Source organism: Brumimicrobium glaciale, from assembly GCF_004152935.1.
GTDB lineage: Bacteria > Bacteroidota > Bacteroidia > Flavobacteriales_D > Crocinitomicaceae > Brumimicrobium > Brumimicrobium glaciale.
Genome location: NZ_SETE01000005.1, coordinates 111,840 through 135,063, shown reverse-complemented (window position 1 = coordinate 135,063; position 23,224 = coordinate 111,840). Strand labels below are relative to the sequence as shown.

Sequence of the window (23,224 nt, the reverse complement as noted above, 5' to 3'; positions counted from 1 at the left end):
GAAGATTATATTACAAATCTTAATCTCTTGTTATCACTCACGATAGCCGATTATATTTATAACGGTTATAAACGTTTAAGATTCTTGATGTTGAACCGCTTCTACATAATTTTGAGGAATTTACTACGAACCTCTAAGCCTTGATATCAATCACAATAGCCGTTTTTAAAAGTTGATGAACGAATATATTCAAGAGATTCAATTAAATTTATGAAACTATAGAAAACAAAGATTCCCATAATTAGTAGAGTTGTTAATTCTAATTGAAAAAAAATAACCACGAATTGTCAACATTCAAAAAAATAGAATTAAATTAGTTATGGCTTTTTTGAGCTTCATGAAAAATATCTCCAATGACCATTCAATATTGTTCAGACCTTCATATCGAATTTCCTAAAAACAAGAAGTTTTTAAAAGAAAATCCAATTATACCCACTGGAGACATTCTGATTTTAGCTGGAGATATTGTTCCATTCAGTATAATGGATAAGCACAACGATTTCTTTAAATTCTGCTCGGATAATTTCAAGGAAACTTATTGGATTGCAGGAAATCACGAATACTACGGATTTGATATTACCCAAAAAAGCGGAGCCTTTCATGAGAAAATAAAGTCTAATGTTCATTTATTAAACAATACATCAATCCAAATAGGGGATACACAATTAATTTTTACAACACTTTGGACAAAAATAAACCCTGCACATCAATGGCAAATTGAAAGGGGAATGAATGATTTTCGAGCTATTCGATATGGTAGGTTTCGCTTTACCACAGACAGATTCAATGATTTACATTTAGAAAACTTGCTGTTTTTAAATAAAGCACTGAAAGAGAGTAAGTTGAAAAACAGCATTGTTGTAACGCATCATGTTCCAACATTCCAGAATTATCCACAACAATACAGAGGAAGTATTCTAAATGAAGCCTTTGCTGTCGAGTTGACTGACTTGATTGTAGAGTACAAACCAAATTATTGGATTTATGGACATCACCATGAGAATATTCCTGAATTTAAGATTCATGAAACAACAATGTTAACTAATCAATTGGGATATGTAGAGATGGGAGAGAACAAAGATTTTAATCAAGAAAAAATAATAAAATCATGAATGATCCACAAACAATAAATGGAGGTTTAGTAATTATTATTCCAAAAGAACCTGCTTACGAAAGGGCGAATAATATTTTCCCAGATGAGACATTTATTACAAATTCCGAGAATGCAATAGCTATTTGTTAAAAGAATTCCAAGTTTACAACGACCCGAAAAAAGCGTTGAAGAAGTATTGGAAATTTATCTTCGAAGATTATTTAATGGGTGTATGTATGGACGATAAGGAATGGCCATCTAAACTCACTTGGAAATTGTTTACTGAATGGTTTGAATTTCACTTTAGTTCAATAATTGTTGATTTGGAAAATGGAAGTATAGAAAGAGAAGAATATTGAGCAAGGGATAGAGTTTAATAAAAACACACAAAAAGTGAATTGAACTTTGGTTTAAAACTTCGAACGTTTTTCAAATGAAAATTAGAGCAAGCAATTATTAACATGGGAAGCTTTCTTAAATAATAGATTCATTATTTTTGAAAAACGAAATTCTATATAGACTCAAGCCAAAAAAAAGCATAAGTTGAAAAGATTTGTAGACTCAGCAGTTATTAACGTAACAGATGAACCATCGTTCATGGCAAAAGAGAATGCGAGGACGGAAGCACGCTATGAATTGCTTGATGAACTATGTTACGATGGGTTGTAGATGCTAGAAAGTTATGCGATTTTCTAATTTTAAACTTTGTTTATTAATCTTAATCAAATTACGTGTAAAGCGCTCACTGTCCTAAGTTTATTGATCTCAAAAACACTTAAAACTATGCACTATAATGTATCTAGCTTTAGCGCCTAAAAAGTTTTATATCAAATAATAGATTTTTGTTGTTAGACATTTTTGTCTTTTGTCTAATATCTAATTATCTAGTGTCTAACATCTAACATCTAAATATCTTAATGGTTATTAAAATCAAACGATCATTTCCTATAAAGCTTTTTTTCTCCAAGGGCAAGTTAAAAAAAGTTTGGTTCTATATGATTTTGTGTGGGTAGTTTTAAAATCTATGGTTTTAATTGAAGCTAAACGATTGTTAATTTGGTTCTACTTTTATTTAAATGGAAACGTTCTATTAAAAATCTAATTCGCTTAATTTGATAAGTCCCTGTTATTTAAGTATTTATTATTCGAAGTCCCAGAGGGCATACGCGTTAACTTAAGCCATCATTTCATACATTAGTTCAACAAAGTTAGTGCGTTTTCGTCTTTCATAAGTACAGTATTTACTTATCGATTCTATAACACTGGCGGTGCTTTTAGGTTGTTTCACGAGTTCATTAATTAGCTTATTGATTTGTTCTGGATTACGACATAAATAGTGAGTTAGTTTAATCATACTCAAATCCTTTTTTGAGTACTCCTTCACCATTTTCCTTGCTGTGCTATAGATTATTTGCGAAAATATTATGATAATAATAAATCTAGCTAGCATTAAGATATCAAGCTGTATTTTTGACACGTTATGTATTTTGTCAAAAGCCATATTGGATTTCCAGTTTTTGAAAATAATTTCAATGCGCCATCTTAATGAATATAACTTATATAAAGTTACGTATTCAGCTTCTTCCTTTGGAACTGTAGTTATGTATATTGACCAAGATAAAAGCTCAAGATATTCTTTAGAAGGTTTGGATTTATTTTCTTTTTTAGCTTTGTGCCTCCTATTGTTTGCTAATTCTTCACTTATAGGATATGCTACTATGCGTACTGGAGTTTTAGATTTTGGCCCTAGTTTTACCATCATGTCTAGACTGTTTTCTTTCTTTAATACATCTAGTATGTTAATGTTATTGTGAGTGACTGGATCTAATATAGTCGTTCTGTGTTTATATCTAAAAATACAATCAGCTTGATTATAAATATGTCTTTCAATTTCATCTACTGTGAAGTATCCTCGATCTCGCAAGGTTAAATCGTATTTTTGAATAGGCAAGTTAGCTGCTACTTTTAGATCATTTTTACTGTATGGATCAATTGAAAACTCAATAAACTCCTCTGCAATCAAATCATAAACTCCCTGAATACGTGCATTACACACCTTAGAATGACCATTAGAAACACCCGAAAATATCTCAAACAATCGAAAAGGAAGCTTCACTATAGTGCTATCTTGAACTAATATTCGCTTGTATTTTGTCTTATTTTTGAAACCTCCTTTTTCAATTTTACTCAGCATACATTTTTCTAAAACTTTTTTAAAAAAATCAATACAGGGTTCTGTCGCTTTTTTCCATACAGCCTGTCTACTAACAGATTCTCCACCAATAGCATCAATTTTCGATGCTATGTCATTAAAACTTGCAGTTCCATTTATGGCTTCAAAACATGTTGCAAATAGAATGTCAGCTGGCTTAATAAGTCGTTGACGTTTAATTAACGCTGTCTCATATGCGATTTTTGTTAAAAAATCGTCGTCTATCCCGATTTCATTGAGAATTTTATGAAGTTTTATTTCCATTTTAACTTCAAAATTAATTAATATATACTATCTTTATAAGCAGTATTAATACAAGTTATAAATAATCGATATGGGATATAGAATTAAAATTCAAAAAGTTGATAGAGCTAAGACAAAATCTTTTTATGTTAATTTTCCAGCTGCAATAGCAGAGTCAATAGGATTAGAAAAAGGGGAAGAAATGGAATGGATTATTGAGGATAGAGATACTTTTGTCTTGAAAAGAGTGAAAAAATCAAAATCTATATTGAAAAAATGATATTAGATGACTGGATGTGGGGTTTTGTATTATATCTATTTGTTTTAAACCAAGGACTTACGTCCTTGGCTATTAATATTCCGTCCCGCCGGGACTAATCAATTGAAATACAGACCACCATGTGCTTGCTTGTAAAAATGAAATGATAATTTTGATAAATACTTTAAAATACAACTCATGTAGGTTACAGTTAAATTCGCAGTAGAACTATTAATTTTTCGAAGGATTAAAATTGATTACCCACAGTATTTCATAGAGATCTAAAAGTTTCAATGATTAAATCGATTAGTTAATTGAAACATTTATAATGAATTCAACATGTCCAGAAGCGCATATATTTCCTTTGTTTTAAATCATTTAATTTTTGTCACTTATGTAACAAAAGTAGCATTTAATACTGTAATGAAGTTGTACGTTTATAGTAATTAAACCAATCAAGATGTCAAAAATAGTCGTTTTAGGAGCTGGAATATCAGGTCACGTTGCAGCATCGCATTTAAGAAGAAAGTTAGGGAAGGAACATGAGGTAGTTGTTGTTTCACCAAATAGTAATTATCAGTGGATTCCATCCAATATTTGGGTTGGAATTGGTCGAATGAAATCTCAGCAAATCTTATTTCCTTTAAAACCTTTGTACAAGAAAAAGAACATTGGATTTATACAAGCTAAAGCGATGTCTTTTCACCCAGAAGGTGATGCAACTGAGACTAAACCTTATGTGATGGTTGAATATGTAACCGGATCAGAGAAAGGAAAACAAGAAAAAGTGAGCTACGATTATTTAATTAATGGAACAGGTCCAAAGTTGAATTTTGAAGCTACCGAAGGATTGAAACCGGGAACAAATAAAGCATATTCTGTTTGTACGTATACTCACGCTGATGAAGCTTGGGGCGGATTAAAAGCTCTAATTGAAGAAATGAAAAATGGTAAGAAAGCGAAGATTTTAATTGGAACTGGACATGCCAAAGCAACTTGTCAAGGTGCTGCTTTTGAATACATTTTAAACGTTGAACAAGAACTAAGAAGACATAAAGTGCGTGACATGGCTGAAATTACTTGGATTTCTAATGAATATCAACTAGGAGATTTTGGAATGGACGGGATGTTGTTGAGTTATGGAAAGAAATCAATGGAATCTAACGAAATGTTAGAGATGATCTTTAAGGACCGTGGAATCAAATGGATTTTGGGAGCTGGAGTAACCAAAATTGAAGATGGTGAAGCTCATTATGAAAATTTAGAAGGAGAATATAAATCAGAGAAATATGATTTCGCAATGTTGATTCCTTCATTTTCTGGACATGGTTTTAAAGCTTATGATAAAAATCAAGAAGAAATTACTGAAAAGTTATTTAAAGGATTCATGATTGTAGATGCAGATTATACTGCAAAACCTTATGAAGAATGGTCGGTTAAAGATTGGCCAGAAACATATCAAAATCCTTCTTATCCTAATATTTTTGCGCCAGGAATTGCTTTTGCTCCGCCACATTCTATTTCGAAACCGAGAAAAAGTACAAATGGAACAGAAATTTTTCCGGCACCTCCAAGAACAGGAATGCCATCTGGAATTACAGCTAAAATAGTAGCCGATAACATCATCGATTCCATAAAAGGCAATAAGACGTCATTAAAGCACAAAGGTTCGATGGGGAACATGGGAGCTGCTTGTATCGCTTCGGCAGGATATGGAACTTTCAGTGGGAGTGGAGTGAGTATTACCACTTATCCGATTGTTCCAGATTACGAAAAATATCCTGATACACATGGACGACAATTAGGGAAAACCTTTGGAGAAATCGGCTTAGCTGGACACTGGTTAAAACTGGCTTTACATTATGCTTTTATCTACAAAGCGAAAATGAAACCATTTTGGTGGCTAATCCCTGAGTAGTATTCCGTTGAAGTATTCAAATCAATCCGTTTATAAATTTAAAACTAGAAAAAATGTCAGAGACAGCTAAAATATCAGGTTTCCAACGTTTTGTTATGAGAAACCCAATCATTCAATTCTTTAAATTCATTATTTTGTCTTTAAAGGTTTTGATTATAGTTGCGGGAGGTCATGGTGGAACGCGAGGGTAGACTTAAGAATATTTTTCATAAAATGAATTATATATTATTCAACCGTCTATAAATTATGTAATTCAGACAAGTTATAAAACGTCATGTTATTACTTTTTACGAATTTACATATTTCGATTAAAGTTTTATATTCCACTTGATAAATGTTTTCAAGAGTAGGAATGGGTTTATGTGCATAAAAGACAACTATTTTATTGTGTTTTTTAGCATACGCTAACAATGAAATGAAATAGGGAATGCTTGAATGCTCATATGAACCATCTAATCCTAAACCGCGAACCAGTCTTTCTTTTTCGTAATAACATTCAGCTGACTTTGGTTTTGGATTACCATAAGTCGTACTTCTTAAAATTTTAAATTCATTAAATAATATGCTATCCACTGATGAATTTCTTGAACCAAAAGGATAAGAAAACGAAGTTATTGGTAAACCATTTTCTCTCATCAAGTTTAACATTGGATAAATCTCTACATTTAGGTAAGTAGCTTTTCCGTTTTCAGTAATATAGTTTACTTAATTGACGTGTTGAAAACCGTGACCAGCAATCTCATGACCTTCTCGCTTTAATGATTTAAGTTTTAGTATTTCGGTTTCAAAAAGTGTGTTGAAATTTGAAACAAAAAAGGTCGCTTTCCAATCATAAAAACTTAAAACTTCATTTACAGCATGCCAATCATTAACAGTATTGTCATCAAAAGTTATCACAACTCCTGATTCGTTTGTCGTTTTATCATCTTGCAGACTTGAGTGGTTTAAAATGTTTTTTAATTCCCCACAAGAGAATAAAATTGGTACAAGTATTAATATGAGCTTTAGATTTATCAAGTTATATTATTTTAAATATTTTTATCATCCAAATCTGAAAACCCAAGTAAATTGTTAATGTCTTAGCTAAAGTTAAAAATCTTTATGAATCCATAATCAGATTCTCTGAACTTCATATATTGAAACATCAAACAATATGTGAGTAAAGATTTTAGTAACTCAAACTAATTTCTTAAATTTATAATAAATACAATTATTATGGAAACCACTCGCATAGAGATTTTGAATCCTAAAGCAAAGAAACTTTTGAATAGTTTAGTTGAGTTAAATCTAATTAAAATTACTAGTGAAAAAAAATTTAACTTCTCTTCATTATTGAAAGAGTTGAGGACTAAAGCTGAAGATGAAATTTCAATAAAAGAAATAACTAAGGAAGTCGAGATTGTAAGAAAGCTCAGAAATGAAGAGTAGGCAATTAATTCTTGATACTAATCTGTTAATTAGCTTTTTGATAACTAAAAAACTTCAAAAGCTTGATGAATTTATTGAAAGAAAAAACATAACTTTAGTTTTTTCCAATCCAAGAAGTCATTTTAAAACCTATTCCAGCGGCTATTGCTTGACCAACAAATGGCAGCCATTTTGAAGCTGTTTTTTGTTATTTAAAATGGTCTCTTCCTTTTTTCCATTCTGTGATGTAAAGACAAATTTCTTCTAACGGCATTTCTTCAATATCAGCCTTACTCAATTCATCAGTTTTTGCAATTTCAAAGAAATCACCATTGAATTCATTATATAGTCTCCAAATTTTATTTGCGCTATCAATCTTAGTAGATTTTATTTTGTATATCCAATTTCTAAATTTCCTTAAAGCTATTTCAGGGTCATTATTATGAATTTCTATGTCATTACCTGATAAATCTGAAATGGATTTTTGATAACGATATTTTGTTTTATCGAAAATTAGTAAACACTTTTTATTCATCTGGGTATTACCGAATTTTTTACAACCAATGTCAATCCCAAGTTCAAAAGGCATATTAAAACGAGCTAACTCGTTTTCTTTTGTTGATTCCATTCGTGATAGATCATGAATACTGTATTTAGCTTTCGAAATTAAATCATGAATACCATCAACTCTTGTTTCTGCGGAATTTGTTGTTTCAGAAAGTAAAGGTTTATATCCTAAATATATGGAGCTGAATATTAAAATTTTTAGGATTGGTTTGAATTCTTTATCGAATGGACAGTTTATGAAAAGATTATTTTCAAAAGCCATAGGATTTAATTGCTTGTTTGAATTTTTTCAACACTTCCATCAGTTCTATGAACTACTAAAACGTTAGCTTCTTCAGAACTAAGTAATTTTTTCCCATTCAATATCGCATTTCTCTTCGTATCAAATTCAGAAATTATCTTTTCAGAACCTTCTCTGAAAACTACCCAAAATCCATTACGGGACATGACGTGTAGTTTTCTTCCTGAAGATCCAGCATTCCTGAATTTTATACTTAATGTTTTTTTTCTGTCCTTTATCATGTTATACCAAATATACAATAAAAAATCTCCTATTTGGACGAATCTTATAAGTATTTTTTTTTCAACTCCCAGAAACCTTCAAAGCTTCAAAAGTCTCCACAGCAATTTCTTCTGCTTCTTTAATCATGTCTTTTCCAATCCAGGATGTCATTTTGAAACCTATTCCAGCGGCTATTGCTTGACCAACAAATGGCAGCCATTTTGAAGCTGTTTTTGTGGCAATTGTTGTACTGACTTTTTTGAGTAAGATCATAATCGCATCTCTTCCGCCATATCTTGACGTGTACTGAAGTACCTTGGATGCAATGAATTTTGCGCTCTTTTTATCCAAGAATTGAATATTGAATTCTTGCTGTTCTTTATTTAAACCGTAAATAGTTTGAACTTCTTGAGACATTTTCACCATTAAAGCGATGTCAAGACCTATATCAACTCCAGGAATTGGATTGATGCCATTCGCTGCAGCTAGAGCTGAATATCTCATGACTATTTTCTCCGCAATTCTTCTTTTTTCTTCAAGAATTCTTTGGCTCGTAATATTGATATCCGCTATAAATCTTTCTTTTTTAAAATCACTTAGAGAAAAAAAAATATCTTCCAAAAGTTTGCTGAAATCGTATTCTTTTGGATAATCAGCAGAAGTTAGATAGATTCCATTGACTTTATTTCCTTTTAAATTCTCTGCAATGTTATCATAAACTTTTTTGTAAGTCTCTTCTGCGGAAATACCTCTTTTTAATCCTCTTTCAATGGAAAAATCAATCTTTGTTCTAACCGCAAATACAGGTTTTTTGATTTTTATTAATTCCTGGATCAAATACAAATCATCTTCATAGAATCTATCGGATGTAACTAAAATTACACAATCAAAATCCTTAATTTCAAATTCTTCAATGTATTTCTCCTTTGGAAATTTTGTAGTTGAACAACCCGGAAGATCAAAGAAAAGTAATCCATTGAGTTCAATCGGCTCATTGATGTCCATCGTAGTTTCAATCTCACCAACTTCGGCAATTTCTTCACCAGCAATGGCGTTAATCAATGATGATTTCCCCGTTCCACTGCGACCAATGATTCCGCATTTGATTTTCGCATTCTTAAAGTTTTCTAAATCCTTTTTGAATTTGCTAATTATTTCATTCGGATTCATCTTATCGATTTTCATGTTCATAAAGATAATTAGGATTTGTTAAATAAAGAAGGTTTTGGGTTAATTGATATAGTATATAAATAGCTGATGGCATTGATATGTTGGATCACGGATGACGCATATGCTGCGACAAATTCAGTAAAACTGCAATAAAAGCGGGTAATTATGGGTTTATATTTTGGAAATTAAATTTTTAACTTAGTCTACTGCTTAATTATTTTCTTGGTTTGAGAACTGGTATTAATGTAATAAATACCTTCATTTAATAAAGATAAATCAATTGTGCATTTTGTTGAAGAATATTTATTTTGTAGGGTAAATTTTGTAACATCTTGCCCAAGAACATTGCAAATACTAATATTTTCTAACTCAAATTTACTTCCAATTAAAGTGAGTTGACTTTCCGAAGGATTTGGAAAAACTTCTATTTCCGAATTTTCCTGTCCCTTAATAATTACACTTTTTGTTGCAGAATAAGTAAACTTACCATCAAAATCAGTTTGCTTCAATCGATAGTATGAGATTCCTTTGAATGGACTCTCGTCAATTGAAGAATATTTTATTAAGCTGGCTGAATTTCCAGCACCTTCAACTTTATTTACCTTTTTCCATTGAATTCCATCTGTAGATTTATCAATGGTAAAATAATCATTATTTCTTTCCGAAGCAGTTTGCCAATCTAAATTTACTTTATAATCTTGATAAGGTTTTGCATCAAAATAAATTAATTCAATAGGAAGTGGTGTTTGAGCTACATTAATCGTCCCTAATGTAAATCTACTGTTATTTGCGATAGCTGTAACTCCTGCAAACTGGTAAATATTTCCTCCAACTGAAGTGGCTCCTGTAATCGGAGTATCATCATTGAAATTTCCATTATTATTAATATCCACCAATAAGCGTAAATCTGAAGGTGTTACCGGTCCTAAGCCTGTAAGGTCAAATCGCATATCAATTGCTCCAACATCCACAGCATCGGCATTTTGGTCGACTTCACTTACTCGCCAAACTCTGTCAAAACGCGCACCAACTGTTGGTGGTACATCCGTTTCTTCAACAGCTTCTCTAATCCCGTTATTGTGTCCCCAAAATAAAAATTCATTATCTTCTAATTTATTAGGATTTAGAATTCTCACCATTCCAGTTCCTTGAGAATCGTCGTGAAAGTTTGCTGCATTTACTCTTCCGATTCCGGCAACGTCATGATCAAAATCACCATTTGGACTATTGTCATGAACGTAAATATCATTTGTACTTAAAGTGTAATTATACTTTGCTGATAAATAGTTTGCTACAATTATTCTTTGAGTACTATTCACTGTTTTATCAAACATTATTATTTCTCCAATTTCACCATTAAAGAAAAAACTAGGAGTACTTTCATTTCTACCAGCTCCAACTCTGTATGGTTTTTTTGTATTGACATTCGAATTACTAGATGAACTAGCTTCTAAGCTATTATTGATAAATAGTCTTTTCTTAATAGTGGAGTTATGGTCATAATGAATTTGTTGATCCGCCCAATTTCCAACGGTTACTGTAAATGCATTAATTGTATTCCAAAATGTGCCAAATTGACCAGTCCAGAAGGACCAAATGTTAGAGGATGGTCTGCAATATAACATAAACCCAGTTCTTTGACTAGCATCTGATGGATCATCTCTATTGGATACGATTGTTTTGTATGCACCACTCGAAGTTGGATTTGAAGCAGAGAATATTGAATAATTGATAGGATTCAACTTACTTGTAAAGGCTCTTTCGAAGTAAAGAGAACTCCCATCAAATTTAAAAGCAGGATATCCATTAATTGCTGATGTATTAAATAGAGCACCATTGGGACTAGAAAAATCATTTCCATACCCTGATTGGTCATTCCATGAAGTTATGGTTGAGCCGTTTGTACCGGTTACAGTATTTGCGTTTAACCATAAAACAAGATTAGAATTTCCGTCATTTGAACCAACTCCTCCTGGTCCTGTTTGGGTATTACCTATGTTTAAAAAAAAGACGAATGTAAATAGTAGTGTATATCTCATATCTGTATTAAGATATCAAAGCAATGAATTAGTAGCGTTTTCTGCTTTATATCAATCATAAAATTACATTTAAAATCGAACTTTTCAAATGTTGTCAATTAGAATTTATATTAATTCATTCTGACGATCTTTCTTTGAGGTAATTCCTTTGAATTAAGTGAGTTAGGATGTGTTTTGAGATTTATGGAAATTACTGTTAAATGAAATGCTTTTCCGACGATAATTTTCAACGGGGTAAAATTGATAACTCCTTATTTCCGAGTAAAAACATATAAGAACCCGTCGTAATTATCATCACTTATGTAAAGTTTATTGTCTTCAATTTGATAGGTATCATAACTTCCATTTTTGTATACGATGGCGGACCTTTTATCAGCGGAGTGAATAGATTCTTTCATTTCTATTTTATATCTCACTTGTGTTTTCTTTTTCTCTTTGAATTCTTCATAAACTCTGAAAAAACCTTTTTCGGTAAATTCTATCCAACTTCCAGTGCAATATTTTGTGCTTCCGCCAGCTCCGGTAAATCCACCTGAATTGCTATGATAGTTCCATGAGCCAAACAGTTTCCGAGACTCATCGTTTGGTGTAGAGATTTTTTTGCATCCTACAGAAATAGTGAATAATAAAGTCGATGCTATAAATAATGTTAGAAATTGTTTCATCTTTATCTATTTGGTTGTATTTAATAATCAGCAAATTACTATTTAAAATCACGAACTCAATATTTTGAAGATGATTTAACATCTAATATAAATGCAGCGGGTTTTATTAGAGTATGTCCAGAGTTCTATTTAAACGATCAAAGTTTGAAATCAAAAACGGCAACACTATAGAAGTATTGCCGTTGCTTAAAATTTTATCAATTACTTAATACTATTTTTGAAAAGTTCTAGCATTCTCTTGAGATTCTTGATCTTTCAATTTCGCAACTAATTCAAGTGCTTCAGGAATAACATCACTGCTAATTACGATTAAAGAACCTGGCTTAGCATTTTCTACTGCGTGAATTATAGCATCTCTCTCTGATGGAATTATTGTGGTTTCCATACTCGAATTTTCTTGGTTAATTCCCTCAAGAACCATCGCAATGATTTGTTCCTCAGTTTTACCACGTAAATGCTTGTCTTGTCGGATGATAATTTTATCAAACATTGTGGCAGCAACGCTTCCTATTTCTCTATTGTCTTCTAAACGTCTGTCTCCAATTCCTGAAATAATTCCTACTTTTTCTGTAGAATCAAATGAATCAACGAATTGTTTCAATGCTCTCATTCCTGCTGGATTGTGAGCGTAATCTAGAAGCACAGTGAATTTATTAAATTCAAAAACATTCAATCTTCCTGGCGTTTGAGTTGGCGAAGGAATAAACGTTTCCAAAGCTGCTCTTGTGTCTTCAATGCTAATTCCTTGAATATTTGCAGCCAAAACAGCTGGTAAAACATTCTTAATCATAAACTCAGCTTTTCCACCATAAGTAAGCGGAATATGTTCTGCTTTCATGATACGCATTTTCCATTGACCTCTGCAAAGCGTAACATATCCATTTTCATAAATCGCAGTTATTCCACCACGTTTCTGAAGCGCTTGAATATGACTGTTATTTTCATCCATTGAGAATAAAGCCAAATTACAAGTTATGTTCTTGCGCATTTCATAAACCAAAGGATCATCAGCGTTCAAAATCGCATATCCTGATGGCAATACAGTTTCTGGAATTACTCCTTTCACTTTCGCTAATTGCTCTATAGTATGAATTCCTTTTAAACCAAGGTGATCAGCTGCAACGTTCGTTACAATTCCGATATCACATTTTTTAAATCCAAGACCTGCACGCAATAATCCACCTCGGGCACATTCTAAAACAGCGAAGTTTACAGTTGGATCTTTCAATACAAATTCTGCACTTGAAGGACCTGTGCAATCCCCCGTCATTAATAAACGATTTTGAATGTAAACTCCATCACTGGTAGTATATCCAACTCGTTTTCCGTTCAATTTAGCAATGTGCGCAATTAAACGAGTTGTTGTTGTTTTACCGTTTGTTCCTGTAATTGCAATAATTGGAATTCTACCTGTTGTACCTTGTGGAAATAATTTGTCAATTACTGGAGCAGCTACATTTCTCGCCAATCCTTTAGAAGGAGCAAGGTGCATTCTGAATCCAGGACCTGCATTAACTTCAAGAACAGCTCCGCCAGTTTCATCCAAAGGTTGAGAAATATCGGTTGTCATAATGTCAACTCCACAAATATCTAAATCAATAATTTTGGAAATACGTTCTACCATTGAAATATTCGCAGGGTGAACGATATCTGTAACATCTTCTGAAGTTCCTCCCGTAGAAAGGTTTGCTGTGTCTTTTAAGATAAGTCTTTCATCTTTGGGAAGAACACTTTCTAAAGTATAGCCAGCTGCTTTTATAATGGTTTGTGTAAGTTCGTTTATTGTTATTCTTGTCAACACGTTTTCATGTCCGTATCCACGTAAAGGATCTGCATTTACTTTATCAATAAGTTGTTGAACATTGTGTTCGCCGTCACCAATAACATGCGCTGGAGTTCTTTTTGCTGCAGCTACCAATACATTATTAATTACTAATAATCTGTAATCTTCCCCCACAACGAATTTCTCAACAATAACAGATCTTGAAACTTCTTTTGCAGCATTGAAAGCCACAACAGCATCTTCATAATTTTGTATGTTAACAGTAATTCCTCTTCCATGATTTCCATCAATAGGCTTAATAACAAGTGGAAATCTCACATAATCACATGCATCTTTTAAGCTAGATTCATTTCGGATGATTTCTCCCCTTGGAACTGGAACTTCAGCTTGTTCTAATATGTATTTTGTGTCTTCCTTATCGCAAGCCAATTCAACACCAATGCTGCTTGTTTCGCTAGTAACTGTCGCTTGAATACGTTTTTGATTTGCCCCGTAACCCAATTGGCAAAGTGAATATTTATTCAATCTTATCCAAGGAATATTTCTTGCTTCAGCTTCTTCAATTATTGAACCTGTGCTTGGTCCAAGTCGAACAGATTCGCGTAATTCACGCATTTTCTGAATATCTGCTCCTAAATCATAATCTGCACCACTTATTAAAGCTTCACAAATTGCCACTGAACTTTCAGCAGCAAAACGTCCAACTTCTTCTTCCATATAATTAAATACAACATTATAAACGCCTTCTTCACCATACCCACGAGTTCTACCAAATCCGACATCCATTCCAGCAAGGGTTTGAATTTCAAGAGCGATATGTTCTATAACGTGCCCCATCCAAGTTCCTTCATCTACCCGCTGAAAGAATCCTCCTGGTGTTCCAACCGAACATCGGTGACCATACATATCAGGAAACATCTTTTCCAATCGCTCACGAAAACCGTCTACTTTGTTCGTGGGTAATTGTTCCATTTCTTGTAGGTCTAAAACCATTACAATTAATTTATGACGACGAATTGACCAGTAATTTGGACCTCTCATGGCATTGATACTGCGTATTTTCATAAGATGTAAAATTTTAAGTTTTTTGATGATTTCTTCAAGTAATTCTTAAATATATGATTTTGATTCAATAAATACATCTATTTTCGTCGTTTTATATAAAATTAATACCTGAATGAATAATAGTAGTGTTAAAGGGATTCTAATTCCAATTGGTGGAAATGAGGACAAAGGCAACAGAAATGGAAAAGAAGATGCATACAGTTTTGATTTTGTAGGCGACGGAATTCTTTATCATGTTGTAAAACAAGCCGGGGGATTAGATGCTAAGATTGTTGTAATCCCAGCTGCATCTAGTATTCCTGAAGAAATAGCAGAAAATTATAAAGATGCTTTTAAGAAATTGGGATGTACAAATATACATATCCTACAAATTTTAGAACGCAGCGACTCAGAGATTCCTGAAAACATTGAGTTAATTAGAACAGCAAATGCAGTTATGTTTTCGGGTGGAAATCAATCCAATATCACTAAAAAGATGTTGGGGACTTCAATGCACCGTTTGATGCTCGATAAATATAGAAACGAACCTTTTGTAATTGCAGGAACAAGTGCTGGAGCGATGTGTATGTCGCACCAAATGATTGCAGGAGGGACAAATAAAGATTCTTTCAGAAAAGGAGTTGTGGACATGGGGAAAGGAATGGGATTCATTTCTCAACTTATTATAGATTCACACTTTATTCGCCGTGGTAGATTTGGTAGACTAACAGAAGCTGTTGCTAAACATCCTGACTTGATTGGAGTTGGTTTGGCAGAAGATACTGGTTTAATTATTACAAATGAAAAAGAATTTCAAGTGATTGGATCAGGAATGGTTATTGTTTTTGATACAAGAGAAGCAACTCATAATTACCAGCATATTCTAGAATTTGGAACGCCAATGACAGTGGTTAATATGTTAACGCATGTTTTATCAAATGGTGATAAATTCGAAATTGAAACAAGAACAATTAAGGTCTTGCCAATGAATGCTGAGTTTGTGTAGATGGTATTTTCAATGATTTTTTTAAATCACATAATGTTTTGATAATGAAAAGGACGATTTGCAAATCGTCCTTTTTATTGTAATTTTTTTTTCAATTAGATTTTTGAATCATTGAATTATCAAATCACATAATGTTTTGATAATGGAAAGGACGATTTACAAATCGTCCCTACATTGTATCTTCGTACAATGTTTTTTCATTTGGATAATTGAATCATTGAATTTTCAAATCACATAATGTTTTGATAATGGAAAGGACGATTTACAAATCGTCCCTACATTGTATCTTCGCACAATGTTTTTTCATTTGAATTTTTGAATCATTGAATTTTCAAATCACATAATGTTTTGATAATGGAAAGGACGATTTACAAATCGTCCTAACATTGTATCTTCGTACAATGTTTTTTGTAATTATCTAAGTAAATTCAGGCTCCCCACAATCTCCGAATTCTCATCATTCCTCAATTTCTTATAATATATTTTATAAAGATAAGTTCCTTCAGGAGCATAAATAGTCTGGCTTGAACCGTAAGATCCGTCCCATCCATAAGCTGGATTATTGCTTTCAAAAATCAATTCTCCCCAACGGTTATAGATTTGTAATTTGTATTCTAATGGTTCAAATCCAGAAGTAAATTGTGGTTTAAATGATTCATTGTATTGATTTCCATCTGGTGTAAATGTGTTGGGAATGAAGTATATTAATTCCTCGAAAAATGGAAGATCCAAATTGAAAGTATCTTTACATCCTAAATTACTCGTTGCGACTAATTCCACATCAAAAATGAATTTTCTGCTAATCTCATCCACTGAATATTCATGGGTTGGATTTATTGCATTACTGAAATCTCCATCTCCGAAATTCCATTCATAATCTGTTGCTCCTATAGTCTCATTTGTGAAGTCTGCATTATTGTAAATGTTTGTCAATTCTTCTGGATTTACTGTGAAATCAGCAATTGGATAATAGTCTATGCAGATGTAATCCGTAATCGTTAAATCATCGGTACAACCATTTGTTAATTCGACTTGGAGATTAACATCAAAACATCCCGCTTCTGTGAAAATAGGATTTACGTTGCATCCTGTAAACTGTTCTGCACCATTTATGGTATAAACACATTGATTTCCAATCCCAGGCGAAGTACTAAACAAGTTGATTTCTTGCGGTGCACAGCCAATTGTTCTATTTGCAGTAAATGAAATATCTGGAGAAATAATTACTTCAACGTCGACTTGACCTGTGTTCACACATCCAAAAACAGATGTTCCAACAACAGTGTAAGTTACGAGTCCTAAACTTGGAGTAAATGGAACATTATCAATCACTCCATTATCCCAAAAATAAGTATCTGCTCCGCTTCCAGAAAGTGTTGTTTCATCGCCATCGCAAACTGCATAATCATTTCCTGCATTCACAATTGGAAGTGGATTTATTGTTACTTGAACATCATCCGTTGAAAAACAATTGACTCTTTCAGCAGTTACAGTGTATGTCGAAATTCCAACCGGAGAAACAAAACCAACTCCATCCACTACGCCATTATTCCATGAAATATTTGCAATTTCTGGATTGAAAGCGGTGAGCGTGATAATGTCATTTTCACAAGCTTCGATGTCAGTTCCTACGTTTACAAATGGTGGAAGCGGGTCGGTTAGTGTCATCGTAACATTTTCTGTTGTGCTGCAAGTCAGACATGTTCCTTCGGTAATAGTAAAACCTGAATAATTTCCTTCAACTAATCCTGTGATTGTGTATTCTCCAATTGCATCTGTCGTAATGGGAGTTGGAACTCCTCCATTATAATTCAATTCGTAATTTGAAGATGGAATTAATCCAGAAAATGTAATTGTTCCTTCGTTTCCCTGACAAGTTGTAGGATTTGTGCTTGAAACGGTAAAAACAGGATCAAACAACTCGATTTTTATAATTTGTGAAACATTTATCGTATTTCCACAATCATCCGCAATGCTGTAAATTCGGGTGATTTCTTCGCCATTACAAGTATTTCCATTTGAGTTATCTGAAACAAAAGCGACCATTGGATTTACTGTACAATTGTCGGCTTCGTCTGTTACCACGGTAACATCTGGAAGCGGAACATCAGCCAAACAATCTACAAATATCGTATCAGGATTACTCGCTGTTGGCAGAATATCATCATCAATTGTAATCGTTTGCACCACATCAATATTGTTTCCACATTTGTCTTCAATGTTGTAAGTTCTTGTGATGATTTCTGGACAAGTATTCCCATCTGAAACATCGCTTACGTGCGTCACAATTGGAATAGCTAAACAATTATCGGCTTCGTCAGTTATTGACAAAATATCTACAACTGGAACATCACCAATACATTGAACTGTTGTGTCATTCGGCGCAGTTCCTGTTGGAAGAATAATTTCACTAATCACAATCGATTGCGTACATGAAAGTGTCACTCCACAAGTATCTGCAATTTGATAAGTTCTGGTGATTGTTTCTGGGCAAGTTACTCCATCAGAAACTTCACTCAATAATGAAAATGATGTAGAATCAATAATTCCACCAACTGGAATTGTTGCAGAACCTCCAGCTGCTATAAATGCGCTAAAATCAGAATAAGGCGCTTGTTCTGAAATATCACACGAAGCTGTTAAATCTCCTGGACAAGTAATATCTGTAATCGCTGGTGAAACTGTAATACTCATTTGATCTGAAGAAAAACAGTTTACTCTTTCTGCGGTAATGGTATAAAAAGTTGTGCCAACGGGTTGAATAAATCCAAGGCCGTCAGTAATTCCGTTATTCCAAGTGATATTCGCATTTTCAGGATTAATTGCATTTAAAATGATGGTTTCACCTTCGCAATATTGCTGATCTGGACCAGCATTAATAATTGCAGCGGTTGGATCATTGATATTAATGGAAACATTTTCTGTTGAGGTACAAGTTGGACAATCTGCATCTGAAACAGTGTAGTTTGTGTAAGAACCTGCTGGAAGTCCTGTTATTACGTAATCTCCTGTTGCATTTGTTGTGATTGGATTTGTTGTTCCACCATCAAAACTCATTTCATAATTTGTGTTTGGAGAAAGTCCAGAAAGCGTAATTTCTCCATCCGTTCCATTGCAAGAATTTGTTCCTTGTCCTGAAACGGTGAAGTTTGGTGTGTAAGAATCTACAAGAATAGTATGTGTAACATTAATGCTGTTTCCGCAATCATCTGTTACGCTATAAATGCGTGTAATTATTTCTCCGTTACATGAATTTCCATTAGTACTTTCTGAAACAAAAGCGACTATTGGATTCGCTGTACAATTGTCAGCCTCATCTGTCACAACTGCGATATCATCAATCGGAACATCCGTTAAACATTGAACAGTTGTTGAAATATTACTCGCTGTTGGAGCTGTATTGTCATTAATTGTAATCGTTTGAATGACATCAATGTCATTTCCATTATCATCTGCAATATTGTAGGTTCTTGTGATGATTTCGGGGCAGGTGTTTCCATCTGAAACATCTGAAACAAAAGTAACCGTTGGAATTGAAGTACAATTATCTGCTTCATCAGTAATTGAATTTACATCTGGAAGAGGAACACTTCCAACACATTGCAAAGTCAAATTTGCAGGTGCTGTTCCTGTTGGGTCTACAATATCAATGATTGTAATTGTTTCTGCTTTACTCGCTGCACAAGCATTTGAAAGATTGCTGAAATTTGGTGTAAATGTATAATTGGTAGTTGTTTGATTGTCAAACGCTGGCGACCAAGTTCCTAAAATGCCATTATCAGAGTTTGTGGGCAAAGTAAAAACAGCACTTGGGCAAAGTGAATCTGTAAAAGAAAAACTAGGAATAGTTTGCGAAATAACCTCAATTAATTGCTGAAAATTTACTGGACAACCCGCCGAAACGCCCGAAGAATCTGACGAAAAAGTATAAGTTGTTGTGTTTTGATTATCAAAAGCAGGCGACCAAGAACCAGCAACTCCATTATTGGAAACTGTTGGTAAAACAAGTGCATCATTTATGCAAATAGAATCTGGTAAATTAAATGTTGGAACTATTTCTGGAACAATTTGCACGGTAAGTTGAACTGTATCTGCACAGAATAAACTTGATGGCGAAAAAGTATAGGTTGTTGTTGCTTGAGAATTGAAAGCTGGCGCCCAAGTTCCTGAAATACTGTTGTTAGATGTAGTTGGCAAAACTAAATTTGTTCCTTGACAAACTGGTTGAATAGAATCAAAAATTGGAACTGTAACCGTTATTAAATTAAGCGTTGTGTCTGCAGAATTATTTAAGAAATTACTCTCTGGAATAACGCCCAATTGAGTGGCATCTTGGTTGGCAATAACACTTAATGTAAAAGGACTGGTAACATTTGCTGGAATTGTTACGCTTGTTGACATTGCTAAACTGTCTCCAATAAAAATTTCAGATGGTGTTAAAAATGTTCCTAGAAAAATAGTGTTATTTGCATAAATTGAAATGGGAGTTCCTTGAGGTAAGGTGTCGTTAGAGTTGACATTGAGAACGGTAAAATCTATTGCAAGGGTTTGGTTTTCACAAAGTTCTTGACCTGTGATGGTGTTGAAGGTGACTGTGGCGTCTGGGAGTTCTGAGGGGATGGATGTGATAATGTTTGAAATAAAGCGAAAACGATTAGACCTTGCACCTATTGTCGCAGAAATATCTCCAATATTGATAGAATTGCTAATATCAAATTTATCAACATCCCTATTCCAACTCGTATTGCTTCCTGAAAAGCTATCTGTACTATTGAATGGGTTATTGGCAGGGCTTTGTATGTTACTTAAAGTATCTCCATTGATTGTAATCCATTCTCCTAAAAATTTATTCGCACTTCCATTCCAAGAAAGACAGGTCATAGTAGCATTATTTGTATTTGTTACATTTAAGTTGTTTATTGAGAAGCTGATAGGAGTTACGGGACTAAGGCCCAAGGTTTCCAGTCCATCATAGATGTTTAGTTGTACACTTGGAAGTGAAGTTTCAGAGTAGACCACTACAATATTCCATCCTGAATAGTAAATAGCATTTGAACAATAACTCGGGAGGAAAGGATTTAGGTCGAAGTTGCTAATGTTATAAAGGCCGTTACCAGTAATTTGAGCATAGGTTGTAATATCTTTTACCGCTGAAAAATATAGTCTAGGGTTGCTACTAGGACCACTTACATTCGTGGTATTAATGATATCTGGGGTTTGAAGATTTCCGTTTAGGGTAACAGTTGTTCCAACACCATCTTTAACTCCACTCCAGATTAAATAGGCAGCTTCAATAGATTGGTTAGTGGTTAAATTCAATGTTGCGCTTGAGTTCGTTAGCAATTGGCATGGTGGATTGGGAGTTTGCCAATTATCCAAGACATTGTGGGTGTTACCTATTACTGTGTAATCATATTGCCCATTGAATTGCTTATAAAGTGTTAAGGGTGTAGTAAACTGAGAAAATAAATTGTTCGAGATAATCAATGAAAAGAGCAATGCCCATAGAACTATGTTTTTTGACTTTTTCATAGTTTCAAAAATAAGGAAAACTTTCAGTATTCGCAAATATAGAAAACTTAAAGCAAAAATAAACATCAGATTATTTTGATTAGTCATTTTTTTTTTTAGTAGATTTATGACTTATCAAAACTATTATATTATGAAAAAGCAAATTTTAGTGTTATGCCTATTGGTTTCAACCATGACGATTTTAAAAGCCCAAGACAATTTATCGGAAGGCCCAGTAGAAACATATAACAATACTGGAATAACACAGCTTAATGGTGAAATCTTTCGTTTTAAACCGGGCCTAGTAACACAATTACAAAGTGGGACCAGCTTTAATTTTGATGAGGACTGGTTTGCTTTAGGAAAGATTACTGCTGGTACTCAAGATTTTTATGGCTTACGTTTTCAACAATTCAAGAAAGGTTTAACAATGGGTTATACAAGTGCAGCTCCTAATAAGCCACGTATTGAATGGGTTCATAGTGGTGGACCAACTGCTGGATTTCTAGAGTTTCGTGTAGGAACTAGTTTAGGTAGCTCAGGTAGTCCTGGTACAAATGTCTTAGTAGCTTCTATGTCTCCACTTCAAGGTAATACATATTTTGGGGATATAGTTAATTTAGGAAATCCATTTCTAGATAATGCTAATTCCCCTGAGGTAGGTATTCTTACACGAGGGCAAATAGGTTTGAGTATTAGAAATCAAAATTCAAATTCGACAACAGGTAATAATATAGGAGCAGCAATTCGGGTGGAGCATGGTTCGAACAATGGTAATGGAATGATTATCGATTGTGTTGGAGGAGAAAGCTCAATAGGTATTAGAACAGAAGTGGCTAGTTCACTAAATTCAATTGGTGTCAGATCAACAACAAATACAAACACCCAGTTTAGTGCTGCAATTTATGGAGATGCTCAACTATCAGGTAGTAATCGTCATGCAGGTTATTTTAATGGAGACGTTCTTGTAACGGCAGGTACTTTTACTGTTTCTGATGAAAAATTAAAACAAAACATCAATAATGAAAAAAGCGCACTCGAAAGAATTGCTTTGTTGCGTCCTGTTACATATACGTTCAACAAAACAGAAGGAATTGCACTTCCTGAGACAAATCAACATGGTTTTGTTTCTCAAGAAATGGCAGAAGTATTCCCAGAATTAACCAAAGATGTGACTCAACCAGTTTTTGATGAAGACGGTAAAATAGTTTCTGATATTTCTTACAAAGCCATTAACTACACTGGGCTAATTTCTGTTTTAACGGCTGGTATTCAAGAATTGAACAGTGAATTGGTTGATATTAGAGAAGAATTGGCAGAATACAAAGCCAACGACAAAATAAGAGAAAGCTTAGTTCAAGACAGCCGTGAGGTTTCGGATTACTCAATGGAGCAAAACATACCTAATCCATTCAATGATAGAACCGTAATTCGCTACCAATTAGCGCCTAATGTTGAACAAGCTTCAATTACTATTTTCAACTTAAATGGTGGATTTGTGAAGGATTACCCAATTAATGAAAACAAAGGTGAAATTACGATTTTGGCATCTGAAATTGGTAAAGGAATGTTTATTTACAGCCTTACAAGAAATGGACAGGAAATTATGTCTAAACGAATGATTGTTAGATAGATAATGGTTAATTATTAATCCGCCAGGGGTCGGACAAGTTGTTTAATTATTAACGCGATAGAGGTGGTTATTTGCGGTGAATACTACAAAGCTCTTTAGTTAATTTTTATCTGATAACGGTTGGTCGTTCGATTTTTTATTAAAAATCTCTGAGAGTTTAGACTTTTGGAGG

19 protein-coding genes are annotated in these 23,224 nt (G+C 33.5%); 9 read left to right on the top strand and 10 right to left on the bottom strand.

Translation table 11 applies throughout. The annotated features are described in order from the left end of the window. The first annotated feature begins 353 nt into the window (after positions 1–353). Genes ERX46_RS12285 through ERX46_RS12280 form a run of 3 tightly spaced genes read left to right on the top strand, consistent with a single transcriptional unit; the run spans position 354 to position 1,452 of the window. Positions 354–1,112 carry a metallophosphoesterase gene (locus ERX46_RS12285; protein ID WP_130094172.1) on the top strand — a complete coding sequence of 253 codons (759 nt, stop codon included), beginning with the start codon at positions 354–356 and terminating at the stop codon, positions 1,110–1,112. Further along, positions 1,109–1,243 (top strand): hypothetical protein, encoded by a 135-nt coding sequence (locus tag ERX46_RS17795; protein WP_262708096.1) that lies wholly within the window; start codon positions 1,109–1,111, stop codon positions 1,241–1,243. Before ERX46_RS12285 ends, ERX46_RS17795 begins: the two co-directional genes overlap by 4 nt. Further along, positions 1,237–1,452, top strand: a complete 216-nt coding sequence (locus ERX46_RS12280) for a hypothetical protein (RefSeq protein ID WP_130094171.1) — start codon at positions 1,237–1,239, stop codon at positions 1,450–1,452. The genes ERX46_RS17795 and ERX46_RS12280 overlap by 7 nt, the downstream gene beginning before the upstream one ends. A gap of 815 nt (positions 1,453–2,267) precedes the next feature. On the opposite strand, the gene ERX46_RS12275 is transcribed toward ERX46_RS12280, so the two are convergent. Further along, entirely contained in the window at positions 2,268–3,569 is a 1,302-nt protein-coding gene (locus ERX46_RS12275; RefSeq protein WP_130094170.1) for an IS4 family transposase, read from the bottom strand. 70 nt (positions 3,570–3,639) lie between these two features. Between ERX46_RS12275 and ERX46_RS12270 the strand changes: the two genes are divergently transcribed. The 3 genes from ERX46_RS12270 to ERX46_RS17525 all read left to right on the top strand — a co-directional run bounded on the left by ERX46_RS12270 (position 3,640) and on the right by ERX46_RS17525 (position 5,916). Beyond that, complete coding sequence (locus ERX46_RS12270; RefSeq protein ID WP_130094169.1) at positions 3,640–3,828, top strand: hypothetical protein; 189 nt, start codon at positions 3,640–3,642, stop codon at positions 3,826–3,828. 439 nt (positions 3,829–4,267) lie between these two features. Further along, on the top strand, positions 4,268–5,725 hold the full coding sequence (locus tag ERX46_RS12265; protein WP_130094168.1) for an NAD(P)/FAD-dependent oxidoreductase: 1,458 nt from the start codon (positions 4,268–4,270) through the stop codon (positions 5,723–5,725). Between the two features lie 53 nt (positions 5,726–5,778). Continuing rightward, positions 5,779–5,916: a hypothetical protein gene (locus ERX46_RS17525; RefSeq protein ID WP_165366223.1), complete on the top strand. Its 138-nt coding sequence runs from the start codon at positions 5,779–5,781 to the stop codon at positions 5,914–5,916. A gap of 46 nt (positions 5,917–5,962) precedes the next feature. Here ERX46_RS17525 and ERX46_RS12260 read toward each other — a convergent pair whose 3' ends face one another. Then, the gene (locus ERX46_RS12260) at positions 5,963–6,373 is read right to left on the bottom strand and encodes a polysaccharide deacetylase family protein (protein WP_130094167.1); all 411 of its coding nucleotides are present in this window, start codon (positions 6,371–6,373) and stop codon (positions 5,963–5,965) included. Positions 6,374–6,430: 57 nt separating this feature from the next. After that, entirely contained in the window at positions 6,431–6,742 is a 312-nt protein-coding gene (locus tag ERX46_RS12255; protein ID WP_130094166.1) for a polysaccharide deacetylase family protein, read from the bottom strand. 198 nt (positions 6,743–6,940) lie between these two features. Here ERX46_RS12255 and ERX46_RS12250 point away from each other — a divergent pair, with 198 nt between their 5' ends. Then, positions 6,941–7,153, top strand: a complete 213-nt coding sequence (locus tag ERX46_RS12250) for a hypothetical protein (RefSeq protein ID WP_130094165.1) — start codon at positions 6,941–6,943, stop codon at positions 7,151–7,153. Positions 7,154–7,340: 187 nt separating this feature from the next. On the opposite strand, the gene ERX46_RS12245 is transcribed toward ERX46_RS12250, so the two are convergent. The 6 genes from ERX46_RS12245 to cphA all read right to left on the bottom strand — a co-directional run bounded on the left by ERX46_RS12245 (position 7,341) and on the right by cphA (position 14,923). After that, positions 7,341–7,961: a hypothetical protein gene (locus tag ERX46_RS12245; protein ID WP_130094164.1), complete on the bottom strand. Its 621-nt coding sequence runs from the start codon at positions 7,959–7,961 to the stop codon at positions 7,341–7,343. 5 nt (positions 7,962–7,966) lie between these two features. Next, the gene (locus ERX46_RS12240) at positions 7,967–8,221 is read right to left on the bottom strand and encodes a DUF2188 domain-containing protein (protein ID WP_130094163.1); all 255 of its coding nucleotides are present in this window, start codon (positions 8,219–8,221) and stop codon (positions 7,967–7,969) included. 61 nt (positions 8,222–8,282) lie between these two features. Further along, positions 8,283–9,386, bottom strand: coding sequence for a GTPase (locus ERX46_RS12235; RefSeq protein WP_165366230.1), 1,104 nt, complete (start codon positions 9,384–9,386; stop codon positions 8,283–8,285). Positions 9,387–9,574: 188 nt separating this feature from the next. Further along, positions 9,575–11,410: a T9SS type A sorting domain-containing protein gene (locus ERX46_RS12230; RefSeq protein ID WP_130094161.1), complete on the bottom strand. Its 1,836-nt coding sequence runs from the start codon at positions 11,408–11,410 to the stop codon at positions 9,575–9,577. A gap of 251 nt (positions 11,411–11,661) precedes the next feature. After that, the gene (locus tag ERX46_RS12225) at positions 11,662–12,075 is read right to left on the bottom strand and encodes a hypothetical protein (protein ID WP_130094160.1); all 414 of its coding nucleotides are present in this window, start codon (positions 12,073–12,075) and stop codon (positions 11,662–11,664) included. Positions 12,076–12,286: 211 nt separating this feature from the next. Continuing rightward, positions 12,287–14,923, bottom strand: coding sequence for a cyanophycin synthetase (gene cphA, locus ERX46_RS12220; RefSeq protein ID WP_130094159.1), 2,637 nt, complete (start codon positions 14,921–14,923; stop codon positions 12,287–12,289). A 112-nt stretch (positions 14,924–15,035) separates the two neighbouring features. Between cphA and ERX46_RS12215 the strand changes: the two genes are divergently transcribed. Beyond that, positions 15,036–15,908: a cyanophycinase gene (locus tag ERX46_RS12215; RefSeq protein ID WP_130094158.1), complete on the top strand. Its 873-nt coding sequence runs from the start codon at positions 15,036–15,038 to the stop codon at positions 15,906–15,908. A 414-nt stretch (positions 15,909–16,322) separates the two neighbouring features. Here the strand turns inward: ERX46_RS12215 and ERX46_RS12210 are convergent, their stop codons facing one another. Continuing rightward, positions 16,323–21,440 (bottom strand): HYR-like domain-containing protein, encoded by a 5,118-nt coding sequence (locus ERX46_RS12210; RefSeq protein ID WP_165366229.1) that lies wholly within the window; start codon positions 21,438–21,440, stop codon positions 16,323–16,325. A 130-nt stretch (positions 21,441–21,570) separates the two neighbouring features. Here ERX46_RS12210 and ERX46_RS12205 point away from each other — a divergent pair, with 130 nt between their 5' ends. Then, positions 21,571–23,052, top strand: coding sequence for a tail fiber domain-containing protein (locus ERX46_RS12205; RefSeq protein WP_165366228.1), 1,482 nt, complete (start codon positions 21,571–21,573; stop codon positions 23,050–23,052). The last annotated feature ends 172 nt before the right edge of the window (positions 23,053–23,224 follow it).

Excerpts from the sequence above, each read along its gene's own strand:
- ERX46_RS17795 (WP_262708096.1), top strand. The coding sequence starts at position 1,109 with ATGAATGATCCACAAACAATAAATGGAGGTTTAGTAATTATTATTCCA.
- ERX46_RS17525 (WP_165366223.1), top strand. The coding sequence starts at position 5,779 with ATGTCAGAGACAGCTAAAATATCAGGTTTCCAACGTTTTGTTATGAGA.
- ERX46_RS12235 (WP_165366230.1), bottom strand. The coding sequence starts at position 9,386 with ATGAAAATCGATAAGATGAATCCGAATGAAATAATTAGCAAATTCAAA.
- ERX46_RS12240 (WP_130094163.1), bottom strand. The coding sequence starts at position 8,221 with ATGATAAAGGACAGAAAAAAAACATTAAGTATAAAATTCAGGAATGCT.
- ERX46_RS12275 (WP_130094170.1), bottom strand. The coding sequence starts at position 3,569 with ATGGAAATAAAACTTCATAAAATTCTCAATGAAATCGGGATAGACGAC.
- cphA (WP_130094159.1), bottom strand. The coding sequence starts at position 14,923 with ATGAAAATACGCAGTATCAATGCCATGAGAGGTCCAAATTACTGGTCA.
- ERX46_RS12265 (WP_130094168.1), top strand. The coding sequence starts at position 4,268 with ATGTCAAAAATAGTCGTTTTAGGAGCTGGAATATCAGGTCACGTTGCA.
- ERX46_RS12270 (WP_130094169.1), top strand. The coding sequence starts at position 3,640 with ATGGGATATAGAATTAAAATTCAAAAAGTTGATAGAGCTAAGACAAAA.
- ERX46_RS12205 (WP_165366228.1), top strand. The coding sequence starts at position 21,571 with ATGAAAAAGCAAATTTTAGTGTTATGCCTATTGGTTTCAACCATGACG.
- ERX46_RS12230 (WP_130094161.1), bottom strand. The coding sequence starts at position 11,410 with ATGAGATATACACTACTATTTACATTCGTCTTTTTTTTAAACATAGGT.
- ERX46_RS12250 (WP_130094165.1), top strand. The coding sequence starts at position 6,941 with ATGGAAACCACTCGCATAGAGATTTTGAATCCTAAAGCAAAGAAACTT.
- ERX46_RS12215 (WP_130094158.1), top strand. The coding sequence starts at position 15,036 with ATGAATAATAGTAGTGTTAAAGGGATTCTAATTCCAATTGGTGGAAAT.
- ERX46_RS12245 (WP_130094164.1), bottom strand. The coding sequence starts at position 7,961 with ATGGCTTTTGAAAATAATCTTTTCATAAACTGTCCATTCGATAAAGAA.
- ERX46_RS12210 (WP_165366229.1), bottom strand. The coding sequence starts at position 21,440 with ATGAAAAAGTCAAAAAACATAGTTCTATGGGCATTGCTCTTTTCATTG.
- ERX46_RS12285 (WP_130094172.1), top strand. The coding sequence starts at position 354 with ATGACCATTCAATATTGTTCAGACCTTCATATCGAATTTCCTAAAAAC.
- ERX46_RS12260 (WP_130094167.1), bottom strand. The coding sequence starts at position 6,373 with ATGTTAAACTTGATGAGAGAAAATGGTTTACCAATAACTTCGTTTTCT.
- ERX46_RS12225 (WP_130094160.1), bottom strand. The coding sequence starts at position 12,075 with ATGAAACAATTTCTAACATTATTTATAGCATCGACTTTATTATTCACT.